The organism is Hymenobacter wooponensis (assembly GCF_004745865.1).
Taxonomy (GTDB): domain Bacteria; phylum Bacteroidota; class Bacteroidia; order Cytophagales; family Hymenobacteraceae; genus Hymenobacter; species Hymenobacter wooponensis.
The window spans coordinates 388,718-413,280 of the sequence record NZ_SRKZ01000001.1 but is presented as its reverse complement, the minus strand read 5'-3'; the positions used below and the strand labels follow the sequence as shown (position 1 = coordinate 413,280).

Sequence of the window (24,563 nt, the reverse complement as noted above, 5' to 3'; positions counted from 1 at the left end):
CAGGCTTAATAATTTATAAGTAAAGTCTTCAGTCTCTGCAAATAAGTAAACGCACCAGAACTGCAGTAAAAATGGCCGCTCCCGCACCTCTGGAGGTAACGAAAGGCGGCCATATAAGTCTGGTAAAAATAGGAAGGATAAGCTAGGGCTAAGAAGCCCTATGATAAGGAGTGGAAGGAGATGAATAACGACCTGAAGATAGGAGTGGTCTATGGAGCAGCGCCAACTAATACTCTTCAATATTAGACTTTGTTATGAGTGATTATTTATGGCAAGTGTTTGTTTAGTAGTCTATTAATATCTGTGATAAAGGACTTTCGGTTGGCTGGTGCCTGCTAATACAGGATTGCCTTACGAAGATGCTGGCCGAGTGTGCGGCTGAGTTTCGAGTTGATGCAGCCCTCCCGTCTCAGCTTGCTCAGCCTCATACTGCACAATGTTCTCAATCATGCCCTTGAAGATGACGAAGTGAAAGGGCACTAATGAGTACCAGTACATGCGGCCCGCCAAGCCCTCGGGGCGGAAAGCGGCGAGCTGTTCTAAGGTGTGGGAGCCGTCTTCATTGTCGAGAATACGGAACTGCAGCCAGGCTTCGCCGGGGAGTTTCATTTCGGCGTAGAGGAGCAAGCGGCGGGCGGCCTTGTCGGCTACCAGCACGCGCCAGAAGTCAAGTGGGTCGCCGGCGCGTAGTTTGGTGGGGGAGCGGCGGCCCCGGCGCAGGCCTACGCCGCCCACCAGCTTATCGAGGAAGCCGCGCACCCGCCATAGCCAGTCAACCTTGTACCAACCCCGGTCGCCGCCAATGCTCCAGACGTTTTGGAGCACTTCCTTCGGGTCGCGGGTGAAGCGGAGGGTCTGGCGGTCTTGGAGCAGGCCATGCTGCGGAATCTGAATGTGGTCCATGTAGTTGCGAGGCATCACGCCGCTACTTAGGGCGTCGCTCCAGCTACTGACTACTTCATTCTGGTCAATGCGCTGAAAAGCTAGCTTCACGGCATCCTGGTAGCCCATGCACTCGTGCGGCAGTACCTCTTCAATACTGCGCTTAGGCTCCACTACGGTATCATTCCGCAAGCTTTCTACGAGGCTTTGCGCCAGCGAAAATGTGGTGCTCGTAACCAGGTACAACCACCAAGAGGACAGCCGCGGCGTGAGCACCGGCACCGTAACGATGTAGCGCCGATAGCCGCGCGCCTTGGCTAGTTGCAGCAGCATTTCGCGGTACGTGAGCACGTCGAGCCCGCCGATGTCGAAGGAGCGGCCAAGGCAGGCAGGGTTGTCGAGCACGCTGGTGAGGTAGAACATCACGTCGCGGATGCCAATGGGCTGGCAGCGGGAGTTTAGCCAGCGGGGCGTCACCATCACCGGCAGTTTCTCCACCAAATCCCGGATAATCTCAAACGATGCCGACCCTGACCCGATGATGATACTAGCCCGCAACACCGTAAGCGCTGCGTGCTCGGCCTCATCCAGCACCCGCTCCACGGAGCGACGGGAGCGGAGGTGGGTGCTCAGGGAAGCATCGTTGGCAATACCCGAGAGGTAGATAACCTGGCGGGCCGTGGTGCGGTTGATATAGTCGGTGAAGTTCTGGGCCGAACGCTGCTCTGACTCAAAGAAGTTTTTGTCGTGCCCGCTCATGGAGTGCACCAGGTAGTAGGCCACCTCAATGTCTAAGGGCAAGCCCTGTAGGCTCTCGGGTTGGAGCAAATCGCCTTTCGCAATGGTAATTCGAGCAAGTAGGCGCTCTGGTAGCTCAAAGCGGCGCGGGTCGCGCACTAAGCACACCACCTCGTGACCAACTTCTACCAGCAAAGGCAATAGGCGCTGGCCAATGTAGCCGTTGGCCCCAGTAAGCAGAATCTTCATGGCAACGGATGAGATTGGTGTAGTTGTGTAACTGCTATACGGCGGGTTAGTTATGCTGAAGAAAAAGAACTGTCATTCCGAGCAACGCAGGGAATCTGAGTACAAGTACCAGACAGCAGCCTGTCATGCTGAGCGAAGTAGACGCATCCTGTTTGCTGACATTGTTCGATGTAGATATGCAACCCTTCGCGTTTCAATTGTTACTGAGGTTGTTTACAACACGTCGGCCCTAGGCCAGTTATTCAAGCGTTATTGTTGGCTCCGCCGACCTTCGGTTCAACGAGGAGGCTCCAACTATTTGTCTCTACATCGTGTTGGCGTCAGCACGCCTAACGCTTCGATCAGCAACTGTATTCGCTATCTAGTGGCCTAGCGCTTTCTGGCTAACTTCGCCGCCGTTTCTATTTACCTGCCAACGACTTTCAGTATGCCCTTTCCGATGACCTCCCGCCGCTGGCTCTGGCTATTTCTGCTGGTGCTGGGAGCCGCCTTTTTGCTTCAGCTAGGTGCGTGGGGGCCGCTGGAGAGTAGTGAAGCCCGCTACTCGGAAATTGGCCGCGAGATGCTCACCGGGCAAGACTGGCTGCACCCGCGCCTGCTGGGTATTCAGCATTTTCATAAGCCTCCGCTCACCTACTGGCTCACGGCGGCTGGGCTAGGCCTGTTTGGCGAGAACACGCTGGGCGTACGTCTGCTGCCGGTGCTGGCTGTGCTGCTGCAGGTGGTGCTCATGTATGGCCTAGGCCTCTTGCTGTTTCAGCAGGACCGGGCACGGGCTCTGGCCGCGGCAATCATCTACGGCACCCTACCCGTGGTGCTGATTTCGGCGCTCAACGTCACCACCGACGCTTACTTGGCTACCTTAGAGCTGGCCGCCGCGTACGGTATTTTGCGCTACTACCACGATGGGGGCGTGCGGTGGCTATACCTCTTCTGGATAGGCCTAGGCCTGGCCTTTCTTACCAAAGGTCCTGTTGGGTTTGTGCTGCCCCTGATGGCGATGCTTGGCTTCTACGTGAAGCAGGGACAACCCAAACGGCCACTTACGGTGCACCACTGGTTGGGCTTTTTGCTGTTCTTATTGGTGGGGTTGAGCTGGTATTTGTACCTGATTGCTGAAGATCCGGCCTTCATACGCTACTTCCTGTATGAGCACACCGTGGAGCGCTTTGCCAATGCGGCCACGTTCAACCGGGCCAAGCCGTGGTGGTTCTACCTAGTGCTGGCCCCGGCTACCAGTTTGCCTTGGGCGGTGGCGCTCATCGTGCGGGCCATCCAAACGCCCTGGAACTCGGTGCCGCGGCAATGGCGCAATGTGCTCATCTTCTGGGTGCTAGTGCCGCTGGTGTTCTTCTCGCTCTCTAAATCGAAGCTGCTGCTCTACGTGTTGCCCGTTTTCCCTGGGGTGGTGCTGCTTACGGTGTACTACTTGGGCCGTTGTACCGAGGCTGCCCTGCACCGCTGGTACGTCAGCATCTTGGCTTTCTATGGCTTATTGCTAGGCCTGCTCTGCATGTTACCCGTTTTCAGTGCGGTCTTCCCACTAGGTATAGAAGTGCGGCCCTATACGGCCGCGTACCCGGCGGCAGGGGTAGTGGTGATGGTGCTGCTGCTCACGCTCTGGAATCAGGTGCGCATTGCGCCGCGCTTGCTGGTGGCCACTGTGTTGTTTACAGCTACGCTGCTGCTCACTGCTAAGCCCATTATGCAGCAAAACGAGTTAGCCTTTAATGGTAGCCGCCCCCTGGCCCAGTTTATCCGCGACAAGCACCTTGAGAACCGGCGCGTGCTGGTTTATAATGAACTGCTACCGTCTTTGGCATTCGAGCTAGGCCAGTTGCCCGTTTCGCTCAATGATGGTAACTCTGCCCTTAACCGAGAAACCCAGTTTGAGCCCAACGATACGTGGCACCGCTATCTGCTCTACCTCGACGACCCTAAGCAGGAGCCTTTGCTAGGCAGTATGCTTCTGCAGCAGCCGGTCATGCTCGTTAAAGGCGAAATAAAGCCCGAGCGCCAGTGGATGTTGCGCTATTTCAAGCAGCAGGAAAAGCTCGGCAAGTGGACCGTAATGTGGTAGCGGTGATGCGATAAAGGAGTGAAGTGGCCTAGGGCTACTTGCACACTGAATTGAGCCAAGCATTTTACCGCTTCGATTCGCTAAACTTTATGGATGCGAAAAGCCCTTACTTCCACGCAGGATGTAAGGGCTTTTGAGTAGAGAGAAGATCAGTCAGTGGTTGCCTCCTACATTCTCGCCATGATAGGCCTAGGCCACACCACTCAGTCACCGCATTAGCGGTACAACGCTTCGGCTTTTTCCCGGAGGTTATAGCTAGAAGACATAACCTCGCCGTACGCCCCAGCGGAGCGAATAGCTACTAGGTCGCCGCGGCGGGTCTCAGCGAGCTGCACAGCTTTGGCGAATGTGTCCGACGACTCGCAGATGGGACCAACTACGTCGTAGGCCAGGGCCGGGAGCTGGCTGCTGATATTTTCGATGTGGTGGTGGCTGCCGTAGAGAGCCGGCCGAATTAGCTCGGTCATGCCCGCGTCCAGAATGGCAAAGCGCGTCTGCTGGCTTTCCTTCACGTAGAGCACGCGGCTGACGAGTGTGCCAGCTTGCGCCACTACGGCGCGGCCCAGCTCCACGTGTACCTGCTGGCCCGGGCGGCGCACCAAGTGCTGCTCAAACATACCGAAATACGCCCCGAAGTCCGGAATTGGGTTGGTGTCGGGGTGCTGGTAGTCGATGCCTAGGCCACCGCCCACGTTGAGGTGGGGCAGTTGATGGCCGCGGTCTTCGAGCCAGGTTTGCAACTCATTGAGCTTACGGCTGAGGTTGGCAAACACGTGCAGCTCCGTAATCTGAGAACCAATGTGCGCGTGCAGGCCAATCAGCTCCACGTTCGGAAGGCTGTCCAGCCCTTCCACCACGCCCGCCAGGTCAGACAGGCTGATGCCGAACTTGTTGGCTTCTAGGCCAGTGGTGATGTAAGCGTGGGTGTGGGCATCTACGTTAGGGTTGATGCGCAGCGCCACCCGCGCCTTCCGTCCCTGGGCTCCCGCCAGTTCGTTCAGCACCTGCAGCTCCGGCACCGATTCGGCATTGAAGCAGAAGATATCGGCGGCCAGTGCCCGGTTGATTTCGGCATCAGACTTACCCACCCCCGCAAATACCACGTGGTCGGGGGCAAAGCCGGCCTCCAAGGCGCGCTGCACTTCGCCGCCGCTCACGCAGTCGGCGCCTAGCCCGGCCTGCTGAATGCGCTGCAAAATGGGCAGGTTAGAGTTGGCCTTAAGCGCATAATGCACCTGGAAGTTGCCCGGCCGTGCTGCCGCCGTCAGTGCAGCCAGCGTTTGGTCTAGCAGGGCGAGGTCGTAGTAGTAAAAAGGCGTCGGCTGGGAGCGGAAATCCGCCGGAAGTTGAAAAGACATCGGAATGAAAGATTACCGCTGGAAAAGACCGGCATTTAGCGCCTGCAGGGCGCGGGTTTTGTCGTTGTTGTGGACCAGAATGCTGATGTTATTGGGCGAACCGCCATAGCTGATCATGCGCACGGCAATGTCCTTGAGGGCTGCAAACGCCTGATTAGCGGCGCCGTGGGCATCCTGCTCCAGGTTGCCAACCAAACAAATGATGGTCTGGTTCTCATCTACCTCCACATTGGCAAAGCGCTGTAGCTCATCCAAGATCATGGGCAGGCGTGAGGCATCGTCAATAGTCAGCGACACGGCTACCTCCGAGGTCGTAATCATGTCGATGGAGGTGCGGTACCGCTCAAATACCTCGAAGATGGTGCGCAGGAAGCCGTGGGCCAGCAGCATCCGGCTCGACTTCACGTTGATGGCCGTAATGCCATCCTTCGCGGCTACGGCCTTGATGGCTTCGGCTCCAGTTTTAGCCGAAATCAGCGTGCCGGGCGCATCGGGCTGCATGGTGTTCAGCAGCCGCACCGGAATGCCGTGCTGACGGGCGGGCAGCACCGAGCTGGGGTGCAGAATCTTCGCGCCGAAGTAGGCCAGCTCCGCCGCTTCATCAAACGACAGCTCCCGGATGGGATACGTGCCCTGCACCACGCGGGGGTCGTTGTTGTGCAGGCCGTCAATGTCGGTCCAGATCTGAATTTCCTCCGCATCGGCAGCGGCCCCAATCAGGGAAGCGGAGTAGTCGGAGCCACCGCGCTTGAGGTTATCAATTTGGCCCTGAGCACTGCGGCAGATATAGCCCTGCGTAATAAACAACTGCTCAGCGGCGTACGGGGCCAGGGTAGCGGCTAAGTGCTCCCGGATGTAAGCAGCATCCGGCTCATCATCGGCATCGAGGCGCATAAAGTCCAGAGCTGGCAGTAGCACAGCGGGACGGCCCAGGATGCGCGTAACGTACCGATGCACGAGCAGGGTGCTCAGTAGCTCGCCCTGAGCCAGAATCACCCGCTCTCCATTCGCCGAGAAGGGCGCAGACGTCAGGTCAAGAATAGCCTGGAAGCGCTGGTCGAGGTGCTCAATGGCTTCGGCGGCAACGGCGGCATCGGGCAGCAGCTCCTCCGCTACGGCGTGGTAGCGCTGACGTAAGGCCTCCACGTTGGCGGTGGCGCCCGCCACGTTACCAGTGTGCAGCAGACCAGCTATTTCCACTAGGGCGTTAGTAGTGCCCGACATGGCCGACAGTACCACAATACGGCGCTGCAAATGGGGCGCGTGAATCAGCTCGGCTACCTCGCGCATCCGCTGCGCTGACCCGACGGACGTGCCGCCAAACTTTAGAACTTTCATAAACGGTGAAAAACTGGAGATGAAGAGGCGTAAATGGAAGCCGCAGGTTGCGGCAGTTGTAGTGTGGGGCGAAAAAAAGCGCCGATCCTGGGAGGACCGGCGCTTGCATTCTTATTCGGGTACGACGAACAGGTGCGACGGTCAGATCGGGTTGCGTTTCTTCGATTTCTTGACCATCAGCAGGCCGGCGTTTAGGCCAGCTACCTGCTTACACTTTTTCCCCATCATCATACGTACTCCTGCCACACGAGCAACAACCCGCGGCAGTGAGGTACAAGATGAAAAGGTAGCAGCTGACATCAGCAAGAAAAGTGTAAGGTGGCCACAGACACAGTCTGTGGTTTTGCGGCCGCAAGTAAGGAGATAATGTTAAAAATTCCAGCGCCTCTATCAGAAAATTTCTATTCAGTGGCGAATGGTCTAGCTTGCCAGCTGCTTTTTAACCCAGTCGGCCAGAGTGCCTTTGGCGTTCAGCTCCAGTAGAGAGTCAAGCTGCTTGTTGCGTTTAGTGCCGCCGGTCTGGTAGCCCTTAAGCACTGTTTTTATGCCTTCGGTATTCAATATCACTGGGTCTTTTACTTCGGGGTGTTGAATTTGATACCGGGCCCAGCCACCCATAAACAGGAGCAGTAAGTCCGGCTCCTGGGCCGTGAGGTCGGCCACGTATTTCTGTAGCTGCACCGAGGCATCGGGCGTACCACTAACCCACTGAAACAGAAAGCGAGTCGCCTCCCTACGCTTCTCGGTTTCCTTGTTGCTAGGTGTTTTCTCCAACCAGTCGACGGTGGCTACTACCTCTTTGTTATAGTCAGCGTAATCTTCTGGCCGCTGCAGCGTGTAGCCTACGGGTACTTTATAAGCCGATTGGGCTAAGACAGCCGGAGCGCTTGCGAATAAAGCAAAAGCTAATACTAGAGTAGACTTCTTCATGTAGGACGCGAGCAGGAGGAGAGTAGGAACTCACCAATAGTACCGAAAAAGTACAGTTTCTGCTAATAGTATTCTACTGAACCGTCTGAGGCAGCAAAGGAGGAAGATTGTGCCAATCATGCGTGCATTGACCTTGGCACAAATAAGTACGACGGTAAGTGTCTGCAATACTGAATACAGCTAGCAGCGCTTTGAAAGCATTTGGGTATTCAGGAGTGGGTAAAGTAAGTATTTTAGTAAGGGCTACCTTAAGAGGATGTGCTTTTAGCAGGGCTAGTGGAGTGGTAAATGGTGTGGATGGTTGAGCTGCTAGGGCCATGTGCACCATAGTGGGAGTAGGATGGCTTTGCTGCACAAAGAGATCCAACAGCACTAGAGTGCTTTTCTGCTCTTCAACTGATAGACCTATAAACCATTGGTGGGCCCAAGTGGTAGAAAGCTGCTGCTGTACAGTATAATTTATAATGGCGTTAGGGGTAAGCGAGTTCATAAGGTTCAGAGGCAATAGTAGAACGGTATTCCATCATGAAATAGGGCAAAAAAAACCATCCTAAATAACTCGTCTTATTATCAACGTGTTGCTCAGGATGGCTTCGATAATATAACTGGCTAGCGTACCGGCTTTGGTATCACGGGTAGGCTCTCATGGCCTTCTGCATCTACCGATACCACTCCGAAGATGAAGTTGTCCTTGCTATGAGGCAGGTCGGCTTTGGTATCGGTCACGTAGAACTTCTGCTGCCACTCAGGGGCGCTGGTTTCGCGCATGAGCACGTAGTAGCCCGCAGGCTTCTCACCGGCTTTAGGAGCCTCCCACTTAAGCTGGGTGCGGTTCGTGAGCTCGGCGGTGAGTACGCCTACATTCTCAGGGGCGGCGGGGGCCAGGGCTAGGCTGGCCAAGGTAGCCAGGTTTACACCGGTGTTTTTACGCAGGTAGGCAAAGTCCATGAACTTGGCATAGTCGCCGTACTCGGTGCCATTTTCGGTGCGCAAATCCTGGTGCTGGTGGCGGAAGTCCTCGTTCATTTCGGAGAAGCGCACTGCGGAAAAGCCCTGCTGGTTGAAGGGTGTATGGTCGCCGCCGCGCAGGAAGCGGTCGGGGCGGTATTCCAGCACTACCTCGTGGTTGGGCACGTACTGTTTGCAGGCCAAGCGGGTGTAGCGGGCCAACTGGCGAGAAGGGGAGTCGTTTTCGGAGGAAAGTGTGCGACGTATGCGGGCTTCGTCGGCGGTTTCGGTGGCCGGTACGCCCTCACTGAACACGCGCAGGTGGGTGTCGTCCTTCATCTCGGGGTCGTGGCCCGAGGAGTTGCCCATGATGTCGTTGTTGAGCATGGCTACTAGGTTCCAGCCTTCCGCCTTGGCACGCTTGGCTAGGTGGGTAGAGCCATAGAGACCCTGCTCTTCGCCCTGCACGGCCACGAAGATGATGGTGGCGGGGTACTGCTGCTGCGACATCACGCGGGCCAGCTCCATTACGGCCACCGTGCCGGAGCCGTCATCGTTGGCGCCGGGGGCATCGGCGGTGGCATTCATTACGTCGGACACCCGCGAGTCGATGTGGCCGCTCACGATGAACACGCGCTTATCGGAGGGGTCGGTGCCGGGGAGGGTGGCCATTACGTTGGCCATCACCACGGGCCGGTTGATGCGGCGGCCGTCGGGCTTAATGGTGAAGGTATCTTGCGCCACTTTTAGGCGGCCCCCGCTGGCTTTGCTGTACTTTTTAAACTCGTCTTCCACCCAGTTGCGGGAGGCGCCAATGCCACGCTTTTTGCTCTTGGTATCGGACAAGGTGTGGCGCGTGCCGAAGCTCACCAGCTTATCAATATCGGCGCGCAGGTTCTTCTCCGACACATCCTGCACCATTTTGGTGATGAGAGGATCAGGGGTAGTGCTTGGTTGGTTTTGGGCGAAAGCCGAAGCCGAGAGGCCTAGCGTGAACAGGAGCGGAGTAAAACGACGCATGCAGAAACGAAGGAAGTTGAAACGGTGTACAGACGCAGACAAGCGATAACCGTTGCGGACACCACAGGTGTGAAAACAGTTAACGATGTAAATACGCACTGTTTTATCGTATTTCTTTCAATAATCTGCTAAATAACTGCACCACAACTGTGCAAAATGGCAATGCCGCTACTGCAACGAAACGATTGCGCTGGCCGCGTTGCCGCCAAACCCGGCAGCATTCACCAAGATGCGGCGGAGTGGCCTAGCACTCTGCGCCGGGGCTAAGTCGGTGGGGAACGGGGGCGTAGGCCAGTGCTGGGTTTCCAACACATGCAGCGCAAAGTCGAGGCTGAGCGCGGCGGAAGCTCCCAGCGTGTGACCAATCAGCCACTTGTTGGAGAGCAGTAGCGGCAACTCATCCCCAAACACCACCCGTAAAGCCGCCCGCTCTGCCGCGTCGCCGGCTGGGGTGCCGGGGCTGTGCAGCACTACCGCGTCTATGTCTACCAGCTCACGGCCCGACTGGCCTAGAGCATTGCGCATGGCTAGCTGAAAATGCTGACCATCAGCAGAAAGCCCAGTTTTGCTGCCAATGGCTTCGAATCCAAATCCTACGCCTTCCAGCACTGCTACTGGCTCATGATCCGGCTTGGTTAGGCTGGCAGCCGATACCTTCTCGAGGGCAAACACTGCGGCACCCTCGCCCAACACGAACGTAGACGGCTTACCCGCCCCCGGCCGACAGGGAAAGTCTGCGGCGGCAAAGGGGGAGTAGATGCCGATAGCCTGCATCTGGGCCAGTGTAAAATCAGTGAGGGGAGCCTCGGTGCCACCGGCTAAAAACCGTGTAGCCATGCCTGCCCGCAGCCACGCCGTGGCATTACCCAGGGCTTGAAAGGCGCTGCTGCAGGTGCTGGAGTGGCTCAGGTTCGCGCCGCCGGTGCTGCCCGCATCGTAGGCCACCCAGCTAGCCACATTGCCCAGAGTGGTAAGGGGCGAGGCAGCCACTGGCACCGAGCCTTCCCGTAGGAACTCAGTGTGAAACTCCTCCAGCCGGCCCGTAGCGCCCCGGCTACTGCCCATGCTGACAGCTAGTTGATTGTTAGTTGGTGAAGTTTCGCCAGGAGAAGTCCAGCCAGCGGCAGCAGTAGCCTGCCGGGCGGCGAGCAAACCTAGCAGCACGGTGCGGTCGAGCTGACGATACGACGGCGAGCTGCGGCGGAGCTCCTGCAGCGCTTCTTCGGCTACGGCGGGTAAGGCAGCAACCGGCAGGCTGTACTGGCCTAGCTGGCGGGTGGTGAAGGGAGAAGCGGTGCCAATAGCAGCCAGTGACTGGCCTAGCGCCGACACTCGCCCGCGCCCCCGGATGACGATAAGCTCCTGGGGCGAAATTGAATTAGTCATGCAGGTATTCGGGCAGAGAAGAGGCAGGGGCGAAGTTGAGCACCAACTCGCGCATGGCGCGCAGCACGGTATAGAGCAGGCCCAACTCCTCATCGGTGGTGCAGTAGGGCGGGAGCAGGTATACCACGTTGCCTAGGGGGCGCAGTACCACATGGTGCTCCAGAGAGAGTTGGTAAAACCCGTCGCGGAGGCGGCTGAAATAGCTGGTATCCTCGCCAGGGTCGTACTCTACGGCCAGCACCGTGCCCAGGTGGCGCACCTCCCGGATGCCCGGCTGACCTTCAATCTCCTGCCGGAAAGCGGTGTGGGCCGCTGCTATGCGGGCGCGCTGTTCGGTGCACTCGGGGGCGCGGGTAAGCTCCAAGCTGGCCAGGGCAGCGGCGCAAGCCACGGGGTTGGCGGTGTAGGAGTGGCCGTGGAAGAGGGCCTTCATCAGCTCACTGCTCAGGAACGCGTCATAAATAGGGGCCGCGCAGGTAGTGAGTCCCATAGCCATAGTGCCGCCGGTCAGGCCCTTGGAGAAGCACATGATGTCGGGCTGTTCCGTGAGGTAGTCGCAGGCAAACAGGTGGCCTAGGCGCCCAAAACCAGTCATTACCTCATCAGCAATGCAGAGCACGCCATGTTGGTGGCAGCGCCGGATCATCTCGTCCAGCACCTCGGGCGAATAGGTGACCATGCCCGCCGTGCCCAGCATCAGGGGCTCGAAGATAAAGCCGGCCACGTCGGGGCGAGTGAGGAGCACGTCTAGCTGGCCTAGCACTTCCGCCTCGCGGCCGGGTATGGGCACGTCAATGAACTCTACCTGAAACAACAGGGGCCAAAACGGCTGGGTGAAGGCTCCGCGGCTGCTCACGGCCATGGCCCCGAAGGTGTCGCCGTGGTAGGAGTTGCGGAAGCAGATGAACGTGCGGCGCTCCGGCTGGCTCAGGTTGTGGAAGTACTGCAGCACCATTTTCAGGGCCACTTCCACGGCCGTAGAGCCGTTATCGGAGTAGAAAACGCGGGCCTGGTTAGCAGGTAGAATTTCCAGCAGCTGCTCGGCTAGCTCTATAGCGGCTGGGTGGGTGAAACCGGCAAACAGTACGTGCTCCAGGGTATGCAGCTGCTCGCTCACGCGCTTCGCAATGTGGGCGTTGGCGTGGCCGTGCAGGTTTACCCACCACGAGGAAATGCCGTCGAGGTAGCGGGTGCCATCTTCGGCGATGAGCCAGCTGCCTTCGCCGCGCACAATGGGCACGGGCAGCGGGGCGGTTTGCATTTGGGTGTAGGGGTGCCACAGTACGGCGTGGTCCCGTCGGGCGAGGGAAGAGGTAGGCATGGGTGGTAAACAGGCTAGGGCCGCAAAGGTAACGCACGAAGCGGCGGCAGGTGGCCTAGCACCCGTGCGCGCGTGCTGCTCCAGGCCTCTTCCTGCTTACTTAGCTATCTGCACCCACCCCTTGTGGTAGGTGTTCAACCGCTTCAAAAACAGCTGGTAATAGTAAACGCCATTCGTCAAATCGGAGCCGGACCAGTTGCCAGTGTAGTTTTTCTGGTGGAACACCTGTTTGCCATATCGATTGAAGACGGTGAGCTCGTTTTCAGGGTAAAGCTCAAGCTTCGGTATCCGAAATGTGTCATTGTGATGGTCGCCGTTAGGCGTGAAAATGTTAGAGATAACCAGTGGGTGCTCGAACGTTAGGTCTAGCTCATTCGACCACACCACTAGCCCGCTAGTGGTGGAGGACGCCTTGATTTTATAGTGGTGCTCGAAGCCCACCAATGCATCCAGATCAGTTAGCGAAAAGTTGCCAGACCCGAGCGGCCGAAGCAAAGTGTAGGCCTCTTCTTTGTCTACTTTGCGCCAGAGTTCATAGCGTGTATCTGCAGCAGGCCAACCTGTGTAGGCGTTCCAGGCTAAGTCAAGCTTGTCATCAATGGGGCGCGCTACGCCAGCCAAGCGAATGGTGCGGTGCAGGGTAGTCTCCAGCGGTTCGTCGCAGTTGTTACGGGTGCGGAGCTGGTATTCGTAATTGTAGTCATCGGCCGCAACACCTTTGTCGGTGTACGAGGCAGGGGTGGCCGGCACCTGCGCCACTTCCTGCCAAGCGCTGGCGCCAGCAGTGCGGCGCAAGACTGTTATGCGCTGGGTACTGGCTAGCGGCTGGCTCAGCGACCAGCTTACAGTAGCCTCATTATCAGAGGAGGGACCAACACTAACGGCAGTGAGGCTAATGGTGGTTGGGTCACGGAACACGTTCACGCGGAGCGTGTCAGAAGCGCCGTAGCACACGGTGTCAACGGTAGTGCTCTTCTCCCGAATCCAGATACTGTGCTGGCCTAGGCCACTCCAATCTACAATTACTCGATTGGTGCCTTGGCCCTGCTTGATTGTGCCACCCTGCGCTGCCCACGTGTAGATGGAGCCATTGGTGTTAATTACTTCGTAGGCTACTCCGTCCTTCTGATTCAAACAAACAGTAGGAGGCCCGTTGGGCGTTTCGGTCTTCAGAACTGGATTGATACGCACTGAAAACGTACTAGCAGTACTGCTGCAACCGAATTGGTTTTGCGCTGTCAGGGTTACCGTGGCATCGGGCCGGGAAGCTCCCCAATTTATTTTGATAGCTGCAGTCCCCTGTCCGCTCACCACTTGGCCCCCTACTACCGTCCAGCGGTACGTTGCGTTTGGTACGGGGGGCACTTGGTAGTCTACTGCTGTCACACCCGGGCAAACCGAACGGCTACCCCGGATGGTTGGAGCCTCTATTCCGGGTGCCACTGTAATAGTTACGTTATCCTTGCGCGTGCAGGTGCCATCATTCAGCGCGACCGTATAGGTAAATTCCGTAGGGCCAGTTAAGGTGCTTCCGGTATAGCGGAACGTGGGATTTGGTGAATTCGGATTATCTAGGAAGGTAGCGGGCGACCAGGTGTACGTGTAGGCAGGCTGGCTTTTACCTCCAAGTTGCACTGTTTGGCTACCACATACGCGCTGGTCGGGTCCCGCATCAGGCCTCACAGGAGGGCTGTACAGCAAATTAGTAGGGAAAATAGGCAGTTTAGGAAAAGGATTTGCCGTTAAAAAAAGGGCGTTTTGCTCAAATTCACAGGCTAGCCCCGCTCTTTCCGGAAACCGTATAGTACCCATTATAGCACTACCAATTGGTTGCCCTATGGGTGAATTTATCGGAAGCGGATCTGTATTACGCTGCAATACATAGATCTGCTCATTTAAAGCTAGTTGCAAAGCTAAAAATCGAGTTGAGGCGGTAGGTATTACTTGTCGTGAGTTTAGGATTGACGACAGGTTATAACTGTTTAAGTCATACTGAATTAGGGAGTTGGGATGGGCTATATATAGCTTCTTGCCATCGGCTGAGAACTCCGTATCTACTACGTCCACCTCATTTAAATGGATGGGGTTTGAAATTCGCCCGGTAGTTTGATCAAAGTCGACTATACAGGTTTTAAGTATGACGTTATTACCAATATGGAATTCATCGTAGCTAAAGGCCATTTTATCTCCTCGTGGCGAAAATTTATAAGCCCAACTTCCACGACTAGATACAGGCTTAGAAACAACTGGTTCAGAAATACCCGCTGCTGTAATTCGGTAGGATAAGAGGTCATCCTCGTAATTATCTACTTGGCCTACCACCCAGTACGATCCGTCAGCACACTGAGAAGAAGCCAGAATATTTTCGCCCCCTGCGCGTAAAATGCGGTCTTTCTCCAGTACAGCACCTTTGCCCTGGTCGGCGGCCATATCTACTGTAGCCAGACACAGGGAAAGAGCAGCATTAGGCGGATAGCCTACATAAAAAATGTAATATATGCTTGAGCTACCTGGTTTGGGAACAATTATTATATCATGCCAAGCATAAGCCGGAAACGAATTCCAAGCGCCATCTCGCAGTAATTGTCCGCTGCCATTGAATATGCCTTGGGTGTTAGCATAAAGTACAAGCTTGCCTTGGGCGGTAGCATAGGTGGCCTGAGGGCTATTGCCTAATCCCCCAGTGCCAGAAACAGCTGGGGGCGAAGCTGTGAAATCAAGCTTAACGCCATTACCCAGGTACCATATTGCGCTTTCTTGCTGAGCTAGAGCTATAGTAGCGCAGAGCGTTAATAATAGTGTAAATAGTAATTTCATAAAGAAACCAGAGATAATTGAGGAGTAATTCTCCACAAATATCTCTGGTTATAGTAAGAATACCGCTGCTAAAATATTGCGAGTTACGTCAGCGGTGCTTGCCCGAACCACTCCCGAAACTCCTGCGCGTACTGGCCTACCACTTCCGCCGTTATGGCCGCTTCCTGCCGCACCCGCGGCATGAGCGGCACGCCGGTATGCTGGCTGATAAACTCCTCAGTAGCTGGGTTGGGCTCTCCATTAAATACTAGGCCGCGCACCCGTATGCCCCGAGCTTGCAGGGCTTCGAGGGTGAGCAAGGTATGGTTGATGCTGCCCAGGTAGTTGCGTGATACTACCACAACCGCTAGCTCAAGGTGCTTGACCAAATCGGCTATCAACAAGCCGGGTGCCAGTGGCACCAGTAGGCCACCCGCACCTTCTACCAGCAAGTGGTTTTGCGTAGCAGGAAGCGCAAAATCCTGGAGCTGAATGGTAATACCTTCTGCCGCTGCCGCCGCGTGGGGAGAGGCCGGCATCAGCAGCCGGTAGCGTTCCGGAAAAAAGTGGCTGATTGGGTTCTGCACTAAACTGCGCACGGTGCCGGCATCAGTGCTGGGCTCTAGTCCAGCTTGCACGGGTTTCCAGTAATCGGCTTGTAAGGCTTCAGTAAGAATGGCCGATACGAAGGTTTTGCCTACGTCGGTGCCGATGCCGGTAATGAAAAGTCGTTCCAAAAGGGGGAATGGTAAAGAAGCAGTAGGAGCCGTTGTAAAACGGTTAGACTAGGGCAGAGGGTTAGCTGGTAAAACAGGTCTAAGCGTCGATGAACGGACAAACTTTCTACTCACGCTAACTTAAACATTTCATTCAGGGCCTAGAACAGGCGGGGTGCAGCAGGTTAGATCGTCGCCCTTGAGTTGTCGGCAGATGGAAGGTTTAGGAGCTTTCTGAGCAGGACGATCTGGCCCAAGTGATAGTGCGTGTGTTCAATAAGGCCGTGCAAATTCCGGTGGTATGTGCCATACTTCGGCTGCACAAAGAGTTGTTGGAGCTGGCTATCCGGTAGTTGCTCTACCAGAGCTGCTAAGTGTTCAGCGTCATGCCAGACCTTTTCCAGCAAATGATGCCAGTCTGCCTGTGAAGTAATAGCTGGTGCATCGAAGCTGTACTTGTCTTTGGCCGCTAGAGTACCTCCGCGCAACACGCCCGCTATGGCATCAACGTAGTAGCCAATGTGGTAGACTAGGCCCGCAATTGTATTCAAAGAATACAATTGAGTGGTGGCCTGCTGCCAGTCCAGGTCCGCCACACTATCCTTCAGGTTCACTGACGTCCAGTTGCCACCAAAGAAAACTGCCCGAAGGTGTTGTGCAATTGAGGCTGATAAGGTCATAGGCTCAATGAGGTAATTGCCGGAGATAGAGTAGCACGACAGATGCTCAGCTTGATACTACAGTGGCTAGCCGCAAGATATTTTCCAATGCATCAATCTGCTCCTCGGTATTGTAGCTGTGCACTATCAGCCGCAGACGCTCCGTACCCACCGGCACCGTCGGCGACACGATGGCGCGCACGTCGAAGCCGGCGGCTTGGGCAGCGGCGGCTACCTGGCGCACCTGGCCGGGGCCGGAGTTTTGGGTGAAGAACACCGGATGAATAACGTGGCTTTCCGGCGGCACCCGTAGGCCAGGTACGGCATTGAGCCGAGCCTTCAAGTAATCGGAGAGGGCGAAAAGCTGCTGTCGTTCTGCCGTAAGGTCAGGCAGCAACGCATAGGCGGCTGCTAGGCCAGTCACGGTGAGAGGGGGCAAGGCCGTAGTATAAATAAATGGCCGACTGAAGTTCAGCAGGTAGTCGCGCAAAAGTGCGGAGCCGGCAATGGCGGCCCCCTGGCTGCCGAGGGCTTTGCCAAACGTCAGGATGCGGGCAAAAACGGATTCTGCTAGGCCTAGACTAACAACTAAGCCCTCTCCCTGGGGGCCATAGAGGCCGTTGGTATGGGCTTCATCCACTACCAAATAGGCCTCACGAGCTTGGCACACTGCCGCTAGCTTCTGCAGTGGAGCCATGTCGCCGTCCATGGAATACAGGCTTTCTACTGCCACAAATACGGCGCCCGTAGCTCGGTCCAGTTTGCGTTCCAAGTCCAGCACATCGTTATGCCGGAAGCTCCAGGCGGTGGCAAAGGAGCCACGGATGCCATCTTTCACGGAAGCGTGCGAGGCCTCATCGTACAGAATGGTGTCGCCGCGGCGCGGCACGGCGCTGAAGAAGCCCAGATTGGCGGCGTAGCCCGAATTAAACAGCAAGGCCGCCTCAGCGAGATGAAAAGAAGCCAGGTGAGCTTCCAGTGCTTCGGCCGCTGCTGAGTTTCCGGTGAGCAAGCGGGAGCCAGTGCTGCCGGCCGCTTCGGCAGTAGCTTGTTGCAAGGCCTCTTGCACGGCGGGGTGCCGACTTAAGCCCAGGTAATCGTTGGAGCTGAAATCGACTAGGCCAACCGCCGGAAGGGTGAGTTTGCGCCGGGTACCGTCAGCAGCACGTTTGGCTAGCTGTTGGGCCAAGCGCTGATGAAGTAGGGAGGAAGAGGGCATAGAGAAGGAACTAGGCTAAAACCAGTTCCCCTCCTCGCATGAGAAGGGCTAGGGGTGGTAGACTGGCCTAGAGCGACAACTAGTGTTAGTTTCTACCTCTAGTTTTTCAACCACCTCTAGCCCCTCTTCATCCGAGGAGGGGAACTGGTTTTAACAATACACTAAGCTACTACTGTTGCGGCTTCCTTACCCAACACCATAGCACCTTCCGGCACGTCTTTAAACGACTTGCGGGGGGTGAGGCCGAGTAGAGCAAACATCTGCTTGTCCGCGTCGAAATCGGGGTTCGGGGTGGTCAGGAGCTTCTCGCCGGAGAAGATGGAGTTGGCGCCGGCCAGGAAGCACAGGGCCTGCTCCGTTACGGGCATTTCTTGGCGGCCGGCCGAGAGGCGTACCATCGTGTGGGGCATGAGAATGCGGGCGGTACCAATCATGCGCAGCATCTCCCATACGCTCACGCGAGGCTGGTCGGCCAGGGGGGTGCCTTCTACGGGTACCAGGGCGTTTACAGGCACGCTCTCGGGGTGGGCGGGCAGGGTAGCCAGGGTGTGCAGCATGGCAATGCGGTCCTCATCGGTTTCGCCCAGGCCAATAATGCCACCCGAGCACACCGAGATGCCGGCTTTGCGCACGTGCTCCAGCGTGTTCAGGCGGTCGTCGTAGGTGCGGGTAGTGATGATTTCGGAGTAGTGCTCGGCGCTGGTGTCGAGGTTGTGGTTGTAGGCGTAGAGGCCGGCCTGCTTGAGGCGCTCAGCCTGGTACTCATTCAGCATGCCCAGGGTGCAGCACACTTCAAGGCCTAGCCCGTTCACTTGCTCTACCATGCCGAGCACGCGGTCGAAGTCTTTGTTGTCGCGGATTTCGCGCCAGGCAGCGCCCATGCAGAAGCGGGTGCTACCCGAGTCTTTGGCGCGCTGAGCTGAGGCCAGTACTTCGGCATCGGGGAGAAGCTTGTGGGCTTGCACGCCGGTGTGGTAGCGGGCGGCTTGGGGGCAATAGGCGCAGTCCTCAGGGCAACCACCGGTTTTTACGCTCAGCAGGGTGCACACTTGTACTTCGCCGGTAGCCTGGGTTTCGGCATGAATGGCTGCCGCTTTGGTCACCAGCTCCAGTACGGGCAGGTTATAGATAGCTTTTACTTCGTCGAGGGTCCAGTCGGTGCGAATCATGGGGTGGGGAGGAAGTCGTTTCTGGGTTTTTGGTTAGGGTGGCGGCTGAAAACAACCGTCCGCTGGTAGCCAAAGCTCCGCCGCGGGCTGCAAGATACATGAGAAGCGGGTTTTCGCTAAGCCTCTACCTGCCGAATCACGCGGCACGGGTTACCCACGGCTACCACGCCCGCCGGAATATCGCGCGTAACTACGCTGCCGGCCCCAATGGTGGTGCCCGCCCCAATGCTCACGCCAGGCATTACCAGCACACCCGCGCCCAGCCACACATTATCGCCAATCGTAATGGGCTTGGCAAATTCCCAACCGGCAACGCGGGGGCCAACCTCTACGGGGTGCCCGGCCGTGGTAAGCAGCACGTTGGGAGCAATGAACACGTTGTCGCCAATGGAGATGGGGGCGCAGTCGAGGATGGTGAAGTTATAGTTAGCGTACACATTGCGGCCTAGGCGAATGTTGTAGCCGTAGTCGCAGCGCAACGGGGCTTCTAAGTGGGCATCCGTTTCATAGCCCAGCAATTCGGCTAGTACCTGCTTATTCAGGTGCACCGGCTCCTGGTTATAGCGGTGGCACAACTCCTTGGCACGTAGGCGTTCGGCTACCAACTGAGCGTCGTTGGCTTGATACAGCTCACCCGCCAGCATTTTCTCCTTCTCGCTTAAGTTCATCAGCAGCAAACAGGACCTTTAGTGTACCCGTGGCGGCAAGATAGCATTAGGAGTCGTGGTGGGTGGTGCTGAGCAGGCTTAATCAGCCATGCTGGAGACCCGCACGTCCTGCGTAACTGCTGGATTGCTGGGCTCGGTGCTACGGTTGTCGCGCGTGTTTTTCTGCACGGCAATGGCCCCAAACAGGCCTAGCATAAACGACATGGCGTAGAAGCCTTTCTCGCTCAGCAACAGATTCGCATTCCAGAGGCCTACCGCCAGCAGCAGCACTGCCGACAGCGTGGCAAACCAGCACAAGCCGTAATAAATGCCCGTTACGGGTACGCCTTCCAGTTGGTCGCGCACGCTCTTTTGCAACGAAACCGCGCTAAACAGGCCATAGAGCAATATGGCAAAGTAGTACCCCTTCTCATTGAGAAGCATAGAGGCATTCCACAGGCCTACGATGTAGGCCACCATACCGGTCAGCAAAGCAAACCAAGAAGCTGCAACGAAGGCATTGGATGTTTTCCGCATCAGGTGTTCCAAACGCGGGGAAGTGCACTATGGCGGCAGAGTACCTCTCTGTTGCCCCCAGCCCCACATGTTACTGGCCTAGGAAAGTGTGTCCCGGTTTGGATGATGCAAGGATGCCGGGTTTTGATGGCAAGCGAAAGTCAGAAACTGTAAATGTCAGACTTTTTACTTCTACTACTGATGCTCTACTAGTTGAACAAAATGCAATGCTGAACAGGATTGAAAATATGCGTAAATAGACTATAAAAGCATTTATTGCTTCTCGCGGTGTGCCAAACATTAAGAATATTTAAAACGTGGTTAGTGCAAAAATTAGACTTTATACTAGGGCGTTAAGCACAAAAAAACGGGCCGCTCCAGTTGGAGCGGCCCGCTACGTAGCAGGGTAGTGATCTAGGAGCGTTTGCCGGGCCGACTTGCACCGCGGGTACCGCGGGTGCTGGTTTTGCCCTTGGGTGGACCAGCTGGTCCTTTGGGGCCTTTGCCAGCGGCTGCACCGCGCGGGCGAGTGCTAGCGGCAGCGGGGCGGGCCCCGGCCGGCCGGCTAGACTTGCCAAAGCCAGGGCCATCGGGCCGGATGCCCGTGGCGGGGCCGGGTGGGCGTCCGGGTCCCGTAGGCCACTCGGGCGTTTCGGAAGGTGCGGGGGCAGCGGGTTTCTTAGCGGCGCGGCCCACAGCACGCTTGCTGGTGGGCTTCTCTACCCAGGCACCAGCGGGTTTAGGCTGGCCAGGAGCCACGCCCGCCAGCGGCGCGGAGGATTTGCGGGTGGGGCGCTCGGCCCAGAACTCGGCGGTGGAAGGGCGCTTGCGGCGGCGTGAACCCGAGCCATCATCAGTGCCGGCCGAGTCCTTGATCATCTCGAACAGGACTTTCAGCTCCTTCTCCTTCAGCTCGCGCCATTCGCCCACGCCTAGGCCCTTCACGTTGATGTTCATCACGCGAATGCGCTCTAGCTGCACTACCTCGTAGCCAAAGTATTCGCACATCCGGCGGATCTGGCGGTTGAGGCCCTGCACCAGAATAATCCGGAAGATGTAGGGCGTTTCCTTGGTCACCTTGCAGGGCTTGGTCATTACACCACCCAGGGGCACGCCGTTGGCCATGGCCTCAATGAACTGCTCGTTGATGGGTTTGTCCACCATCACGATGTACTCCTTCTCGTGGTTGTTGCCGGCCCGCAGGATTTTATTGACGATGTCGCCGTTGCTGGTCAGCAGAATCAGACCCTGCGAGTCCTTATCGAGGCGGCCGATGGGGAAGATGCGCACCGAGTGCTTAATGGCCCGGATGATATTGTCCTTGATGCCAGTATCGGTGGTAGTGATAATGCCCGGGGGCTTGTTGTAGGCAATGTACACGGCATCTTCCTCGGCGCGGGGCTCGATGAGGTTGCCGTTTACCACCACGCGGTCTTTGCTGGTTACCTGGTCGCCGATGCCGGCGCGCTTGCCATTCACGAACACGTTGCCCTGCTCGATGTGGCGGTCGGCCTCCCGGCGGGAGCAGACGCCACTTTCACTGATGTATTTATTGAGACGGGTTGCCATGAGGTGAGTATGCTAAGCGAAGAAAACAACAGCCCGCCGGCCCAGAAGGTGCCGGCGGGCCGCAAAGATACGCCAGAAGTAAGTGGAGACCAGTAGCTATGTACAAGAACTGCTGTCAGCCTCTAGCAATTAACCCGAGATAAAATACCGCTGAATAGCGTCATCCAGCTCGGCGGGCAGTTGGGCAGTGCCCTGGGGCTCAAGCGCTACAGGCTCGGCCGCCTCAGCAGGAGTATAGGTGCCGCTGGTTTGGTTGAACTGTAGCTTGCCCTGCCGGAACTCCCGTTGCTGCTCTTCGCCGTCTTTGTTCATCGACAAAAAGTCTAGCTTATGTAGCGTGTGATTCGCCTTCTCAAACTGCAGCCAGAAGTATACCTCAGCGGGGTCATCGCTCTGCACATCCAGCAGCTTAATTTCTACAAGGGAAAAAGCATCAGCTTCTAGGAGAAAGAGAGTTCTATAAGAGATGGGCATGGGACAAAAACAGTTGGTTGACGCCAAAAAGTAGCGTCTCAGATACGCAGCATAGGCGCACAAAGATAACCTTGAGTGGTACGAGCAGGCATTAAGGGCTGAAAGTGGGCTAGAAGCTAAGCACTTCTTACTTCACCGTGACTTTTAGCAGCGTGTTGCCGGCCACAGCGTAGCCTTGCTTAGGGGTGTAGAAATACGCCGTTGATACACGCGTAGTCCCTGGGAACTCCGTGCCGGTCCAGGTTTTACCACCATCGGTGGTTTGCCCAACTGCCGCGTATTGAATAGGGTATTCGCCGCCGGTAGAGTGTCCGCCACCCCATAGCAAAGCAGAGGAAGGGGTTAGGGCGCTGACTTTGGAAATAGACGTGAGGGGGCTCTGCACTTGCTGCCAAGATGTTCCGGCGTTACTAGTGGTAAACGCCTGACTGTAGCCCAGTACGTAATAGCCCCTTTCATTGGAAAAGGCCAGGTCATTGACATAGTTGTAGCTGACCACAGTTTTCGAGGGCCACGTTGCGCCAGCATCGGTGCTCTTCACAATCTGGGCACCGCCTCCCGTATAGAAGCCTGCGTTATCAGTAAATACAATTTTAGAAAAGGAATTGCCAGCGGTTGTAACCAGTTGCCAGCTGGCGCCAGCATCGGTACTACGGAAGAGCCCCGCCGGGAAACCATTCGCCGCGATAAATAAGCTCCCGTTCTTGTTCGCCGCAATCGAGACTATTTCGTTTTGGCTGCCTGTGTATACCTTCCGCCAGGTAGAGCCACCGTCATCGGTTTTCAGAACTATGCCGCCGGGCGGCACGCACCCGGTACCGCCGCAACTGCTCTTGCCTCCTACAGCATATCCGAGCTGCTGATCCGTAAACAGAAGCTGATACAGCGGCTGATCGGCTAGTGCTGGGGTGTATTGCGCCGACCAATTCGCTCCCTGATCAGTGGTACGGTAGATTTTGCCGTCGTAGGTAGTAGCTAGGCCAGTCGTTTCGTTGACGAAAAAGATATCGAGCGTATTGGATGGGAGGCTAGTGCCTGCTACAGTAATTTTTAACCGAGCACTTTCAAATGGCAGTGAGCCCGATGCCAACTCAGGTGATTGATGTAAATCGGCATCCTTCTTACAGCTACTTAGGGTAGCTAGTAACCCAACGGCAAGGAGTAGTAGATTTTTCATAGGTATAGTAGCAACAAGGAGGCGGGGAATAGAGAGCACAGTAGGGTTTGCTGTATGCTATGATCAGGAGCAGCCCGTAAGGCGAGAGGTTGCATGCTTGTTGAAAGGCTTGGAATAGGACTATAACACCGCAGGCCGCCCATATTAGAGCAGCCTGCTGTATAATAGAACCATGTGCTTATCTCCAATATATGGCCTATTGCTGCGTGGCTAGGCCTACTGCTCATGGCACAGTTGGGGCGGTACTGGCAGTTGTGATACTAGCTATTTTTCCTCCTCCAGCCAGTGCATCGCTTGGTACTGACCGCTCCCCACAAACAGGCCTAGGACATCATCCGTAAGCCGGAGGCCGTTGGCGCTGTTGGTGAGAAACAGCAGCGTCTCCTGGGTTTCGGGGAAAAGCATGAAGAAACCGCGGAAGTCGCCGTTGTCGCCCCAGTGCCACAGGGCGGGGCCATGGCTGGTGGTGGCTAGGCCCACGCCGCAGGCCCAGGCAATGTTGGCATCGGTGGGGGTGAGGGGAGTGGTGCAGCGGGTGGCCGCGTTGGCGGGCGTAGTGAGTAGCTTGGCGGTGGCCGGGCGCAGGCCTTTGCCTGTCAGGAGCGCCTGCAGAAACCGGTGGTAGTCGGTAGCGGTAGTAAGCAGACTAAAGCCACTATTGGCCTCTTTGAAACGCTTGACATCAGTGGGTTTTCCGGCTTTATCGTGGCCAAAAGCCGCATTTTGGTCAAAGCGTGCCTGCCAGGTAAAGCTGCTATATTTCATCTTTAAGGGGCCAAAAACCTCTTGCTGGGCCAGTTGATCCAGTGATTTGCTGGTGAGATGCTCTAGAGTTTTCTGCAGAAACACATACCCTTCCCCTGAGTAGCTCCAGCAACTGTCGGGAGTGAATTTCAGCGTCAGCGGAGAGGTTTTCCAGCTTTCGGCTAGGGGATAACCGGTCCAGTTGGGCAGGCCTGCGGTGTGGCCTAGCACCATTCGGGCCGTGATTTGGTTGGCCCTCGGCTCGCTTTGCAGCCGAGGGTAGGGGTAGTAGTTCAGCAGCGGCTTGTCCAGATCGAGAAGGCCCTGGTCGTGGAGGCGTAGGGCAGTGTAGGCCAGTACCACCTTGCCCAAAGAAGCGGCCTGGAAAATGGTGTTGGCATCTACGGCTTGTGTAGTGCCGGCTTGTCGCGTTCCTAGGCTGTACTGGGTTGTTTCGCCTTTGCGGCTATACACGAGTTGGATGCCCGTCACCTTCTCCCTTTGTAGCAAAGCCGCTAATTCAGCCTGCTGGGCGGTGGCAACAAAAGCGTACAGGAGTAGCGCTAGCGTAAGAAGTTTTCTCATGGAGAGCCTAGAAGTATGAAGCCGTAGATATACAAGAGATAC

General features: G+C 56.5%; 20 protein-coding genes. 1 reads left to right on the top strand and 19 read right to left on the bottom strand.

The window, feature by feature from the left end:
- Positions 1-351: 351 nt before the first annotated feature.
- Entirely contained in the window at positions 352-1,869 is a 1,518-nt protein-coding gene (locus tag EU557_RS01670; RefSeq protein ID WP_135528684.1) for an SDR family oxidoreductase, read from the bottom strand.
- A 427-nt stretch (positions 1,870-2,296) separates the two neighbouring features.
- On the opposite strand from EU557_RS01670, the gene EU557_RS01665 reads away from it, so the two are divergent.
- Positions 2,297-3,949 (top strand): ArnT family glycosyltransferase, encoded by a 1,653-nt coding sequence (locus EU557_RS01665; protein WP_135528683.1) that lies wholly within the window; start codon positions 2,297-2,299, stop codon positions 3,947-3,949.
- Between the two features lie 215 nt (positions 3,950-4,164).
- On the opposite strand, the gene lysA is transcribed toward EU557_RS01665, so the two are convergent.
- From lysA to EU557_RS01575, 18 genes are all read right to left on the bottom strand, one after another.
- Positions 4,165-5,307 (bottom strand): diaminopimelate decarboxylase, encoded by a 1,143-nt coding sequence (gene lysA, locus EU557_RS01660; protein WP_135528682.1) that lies wholly within the window; start codon positions 5,305-5,307, stop codon positions 4,165-4,167.
- 12 nt (positions 5,308-5,319) lie between these two features.
- Positions 5,320-6,645: an aspartate kinase gene (locus EU557_RS01655; RefSeq protein ID WP_135528681.1), complete on the bottom strand. Its 1,326-nt coding sequence runs from the start codon at positions 6,643-6,645 to the stop codon at positions 5,320-5,322.
- Positions 6,646-7,065: 420 nt separating this feature from the next.
- The gene (locus tag EU557_RS01650; RefSeq protein WP_135528680.1) at positions 7,066-7,575 is read right to left on the bottom strand and encodes a hypothetical protein; all 510 of its coding nucleotides are present in this window, start codon (positions 7,573-7,575) and stop codon (positions 7,066-7,068) included.
- Between the two features lie 73 nt (positions 7,576-7,648).
- Positions 7,649-8,065: a DUF5958 family protein gene (locus tag EU557_RS01645; RefSeq protein ID WP_135528679.1), complete on the bottom strand. Its 417-nt coding sequence runs from the start codon at positions 8,063-8,065 to the stop codon at positions 7,649-7,651.
- A 119-nt stretch (positions 8,066-8,184) separates the two neighbouring features.
- Positions 8,185-9,543, bottom strand: coding sequence for a M28 family peptidase (locus EU557_RS01640; protein ID WP_135528678.1), 1,359 nt, complete (start codon positions 9,541-9,543; stop codon positions 8,185-8,187).
- Positions 9,544-9,711: 168 nt separating this feature from the next.
- Entirely contained in the window at positions 9,712-10,929 is a 1,218-nt protein-coding gene (locus tag EU557_RS01635; protein WP_135528677.1) for a beta-ketoacyl synthase N-terminal-like domain-containing protein, read from the bottom strand.
- A complete protein-coding gene (gene bioA / locus EU557_RS01630; protein ID WP_135528676.1) occupies positions 10,922-12,250 on the bottom strand; it encodes an adenosylmethionine--8-amino-7-oxononanoate transaminase in 1,329 nt (442 codons plus the stop codon). The genes EU557_RS01635 and bioA overlap by 8 nt, the downstream gene beginning before the upstream one ends.
- A gap of 96 nt (positions 12,251-12,346) precedes the next feature.
- Complete coding sequence (locus EU557_RS25370) at positions 12,347-13,951, bottom strand: T9SS type B sorting domain-containing protein (RefSeq protein ID WP_167855050.1); 1,605 nt, start codon at positions 13,949-13,951, stop codon at positions 12,347-12,349.
- A 1,199-nt stretch (positions 13,952-15,150) separates the two neighbouring features.
- Entirely contained in the window at positions 15,151-15,783 is a 633-nt protein-coding gene (gene bioD, locus EU557_RS01620; protein WP_135528674.1) for a dethiobiotin synthase, read from the bottom strand.
- Positions 15,784-15,947: 164 nt separating this feature from the next.
- Positions 15,948-16,442: a DinB family protein gene (locus tag EU557_RS01615; RefSeq protein WP_135528673.1), complete on the bottom strand. Its 495-nt coding sequence runs from the start codon at positions 16,440-16,442 to the stop codon at positions 15,948-15,950.
- 46 nt (positions 16,443-16,488) lie between these two features.
- The gene (locus EU557_RS01610) at positions 16,489-17,640 is read right to left on the bottom strand and encodes an aminotransferase class I/II-fold pyridoxal phosphate-dependent enzyme (RefSeq protein WP_135528672.1); all 1,152 of its coding nucleotides are present in this window, start codon (positions 17,638-17,640) and stop codon (positions 16,489-16,491) included.
- 161 nt (positions 17,641-17,801) lie between these two features.
- On the bottom strand, positions 17,802-18,809 hold the full coding sequence (gene bioB / locus EU557_RS01605; protein WP_135528671.1) for a biotin synthase BioB: 1,008 nt from the start codon (positions 18,807-18,809) through the stop codon (positions 17,802-17,804).
- 116 nt (positions 18,810-18,925) lie between these two features.
- On the bottom strand, positions 18,926-19,477 hold the full coding sequence (locus tag EU557_RS01600; RefSeq protein WP_135528670.1) for a sugar O-acetyltransferase: 552 nt from the start codon (positions 19,475-19,477) through the stop codon (positions 18,926-18,928).
- Between the two features lie 78 nt (positions 19,478-19,555).
- Positions 19,556-19,993: an inner membrane protein YiaA gene (gene yiaA / locus EU557_RS01595; protein ID WP_135528669.1), complete on the bottom strand. Its 438-nt coding sequence runs from the start codon at positions 19,991-19,993 to the stop codon at positions 19,556-19,558.
- Positions 19,994-20,386: 393 nt separating this feature from the next.
- Entirely contained in the window at positions 20,387-21,541 is a 1,155-nt protein-coding gene (gene rluF, locus EU557_RS01590; RefSeq protein WP_135528668.1) for a 23S rRNA pseudouridine(2604) synthase RluF, read from the bottom strand.
- Positions 21,542-21,670: 129 nt separating this feature from the next.
- Positions 21,671-22,015, bottom strand: coding sequence for a hypothetical protein (locus tag EU557_RS01585; RefSeq protein ID WP_135528667.1), 345 nt, complete (start codon positions 22,013-22,015; stop codon positions 21,671-21,673).
- Between the two features lie 127 nt (positions 22,016-22,142).
- The gene (locus EU557_RS01580) at positions 22,143-23,192 is read right to left on the bottom strand and encodes a WD40/YVTN/BNR-like repeat-containing protein (RefSeq protein ID WP_135528666.1); all 1,050 of its coding nucleotides are present in this window, start codon (positions 23,190-23,192) and stop codon (positions 22,143-22,145) included.
- A gap of 264 nt (positions 23,193-23,456) precedes the next feature.
- A complete protein-coding gene (locus tag EU557_RS01575) occupies positions 23,457-24,521 on the bottom strand; it encodes a serine hydrolase domain-containing protein (protein WP_135528665.1) in 1,065 nt (354 codons plus the stop codon).
- Positions 24,522-24,563 lie beyond the last annotated feature (42 nt).

Excerpts from the sequence above, each read along its gene's own strand:
- EU557_RS01670 (WP_135528684.1), bottom strand. The coding sequence starts at position 1,869 with ATGAAGATTCTGCTTACTGGGGCCAACGGCTACATTGGCCAGCGCCTA.
- EU557_RS01665 (WP_135528683.1), top strand. The coding sequence starts at position 2,297 with ATGCCCTTTCCGATGACCTCCCGCCGCTGGCTCTGGCTATTTCTGCTG.
- lysA (WP_135528682.1), bottom strand. The coding sequence starts at position 5,307 with ATGTCTTTTCAACTTCCGGCGGATTTCCGCTCCCAGCCGACGCCTTTT.
- EU557_RS01655 (WP_135528681.1), bottom strand. The coding sequence starts at position 6,645 with ATGAAAGTTCTAAAGTTTGGCGGCACGTCCGTCGGGTCAGCGCAGCGG.
- EU557_RS01650 (WP_135528680.1), bottom strand. The coding sequence starts at position 7,575 with ATGAAGAAGTCTACTCTAGTATTAGCTTTTGCTTTATTCGCAAGCGCT.
- EU557_RS01645 (WP_135528679.1), bottom strand. The coding sequence starts at position 8,065 with ATGAACTCGCTTACCCCTAACGCCATTATAAATTATACTGTACAGCAG.
- EU557_RS01640 (WP_135528678.1), bottom strand. The coding sequence starts at position 9,543 with ATGCGTCGTTTTACTCCGCTCCTGTTCACGCTAGGCCTCTCGGCTTCG.
- EU557_RS01635 (WP_135528677.1), bottom strand. The coding sequence starts at position 10,929 with ATGACTAATTCAATTTCGCCCCAGGAGCTTATCGTCATCCGGGGGCGC.
- bioA (WP_135528676.1), bottom strand. The coding sequence starts at position 12,250 with ATGCCTACCTCTTCCCTCGCCCGACGGGACCACGCCGTACTGTGGCAC.
- EU557_RS01615 (WP_135528673.1), bottom strand. The coding sequence starts at position 16,442 with ATGACCTTATCAGCCTCAATTGCACAACACCTTCGGGCAGTTTTCTTT.
- EU557_RS01610 (WP_135528672.1), bottom strand. The coding sequence starts at position 17,640 with ATGCCCTCTTCCTCCCTACTTCATCAGCGCTTGGCCCAACAGCTAGCC.
- bioB (WP_135528671.1), bottom strand. The coding sequence starts at position 18,809 with ATGATTCGCACCGACTGGACCCTCGACGAAGTAAAAGCTATCTATAAC.
- EU557_RS01600 (WP_135528670.1), bottom strand. The coding sequence starts at position 19,477 with ATGAACTTAAGCGAGAAGGAGAAAATGCTGGCGGGTGAGCTGTATCAA.
- yiaA (WP_135528669.1), bottom strand. The coding sequence starts at position 19,993 with ATGCGGAAAACATCCAATGCCTTCGTTGCAGCTTCTTGGTTTGCTTTG.
- rluF (WP_135528668.1), bottom strand. The coding sequence starts at position 21,541 with ATGGCAACCCGTCTCAATAAATACATCAGTGAAAGTGGCGTCTGCTCC.
- EU557_RS01585 (WP_135528667.1), bottom strand. The coding sequence starts at position 22,015 with ATGCCCATCTCTTATAGAACTCTCTTTCTCCTAGAAGCTGATGCTTTT.
- EU557_RS01580 (WP_135528666.1), bottom strand. The coding sequence starts at position 23,192 with ATGAAAAATCTACTACTCCTTGCCGTTGGGTTACTAGCTACCCTAAGT.
- EU557_RS01575 (WP_135528665.1), bottom strand. The coding sequence starts at position 24,521 with ATGAGAAAACTTCTTACGCTAGCGCTACTCCTGTACGCTTTTGTTGCC.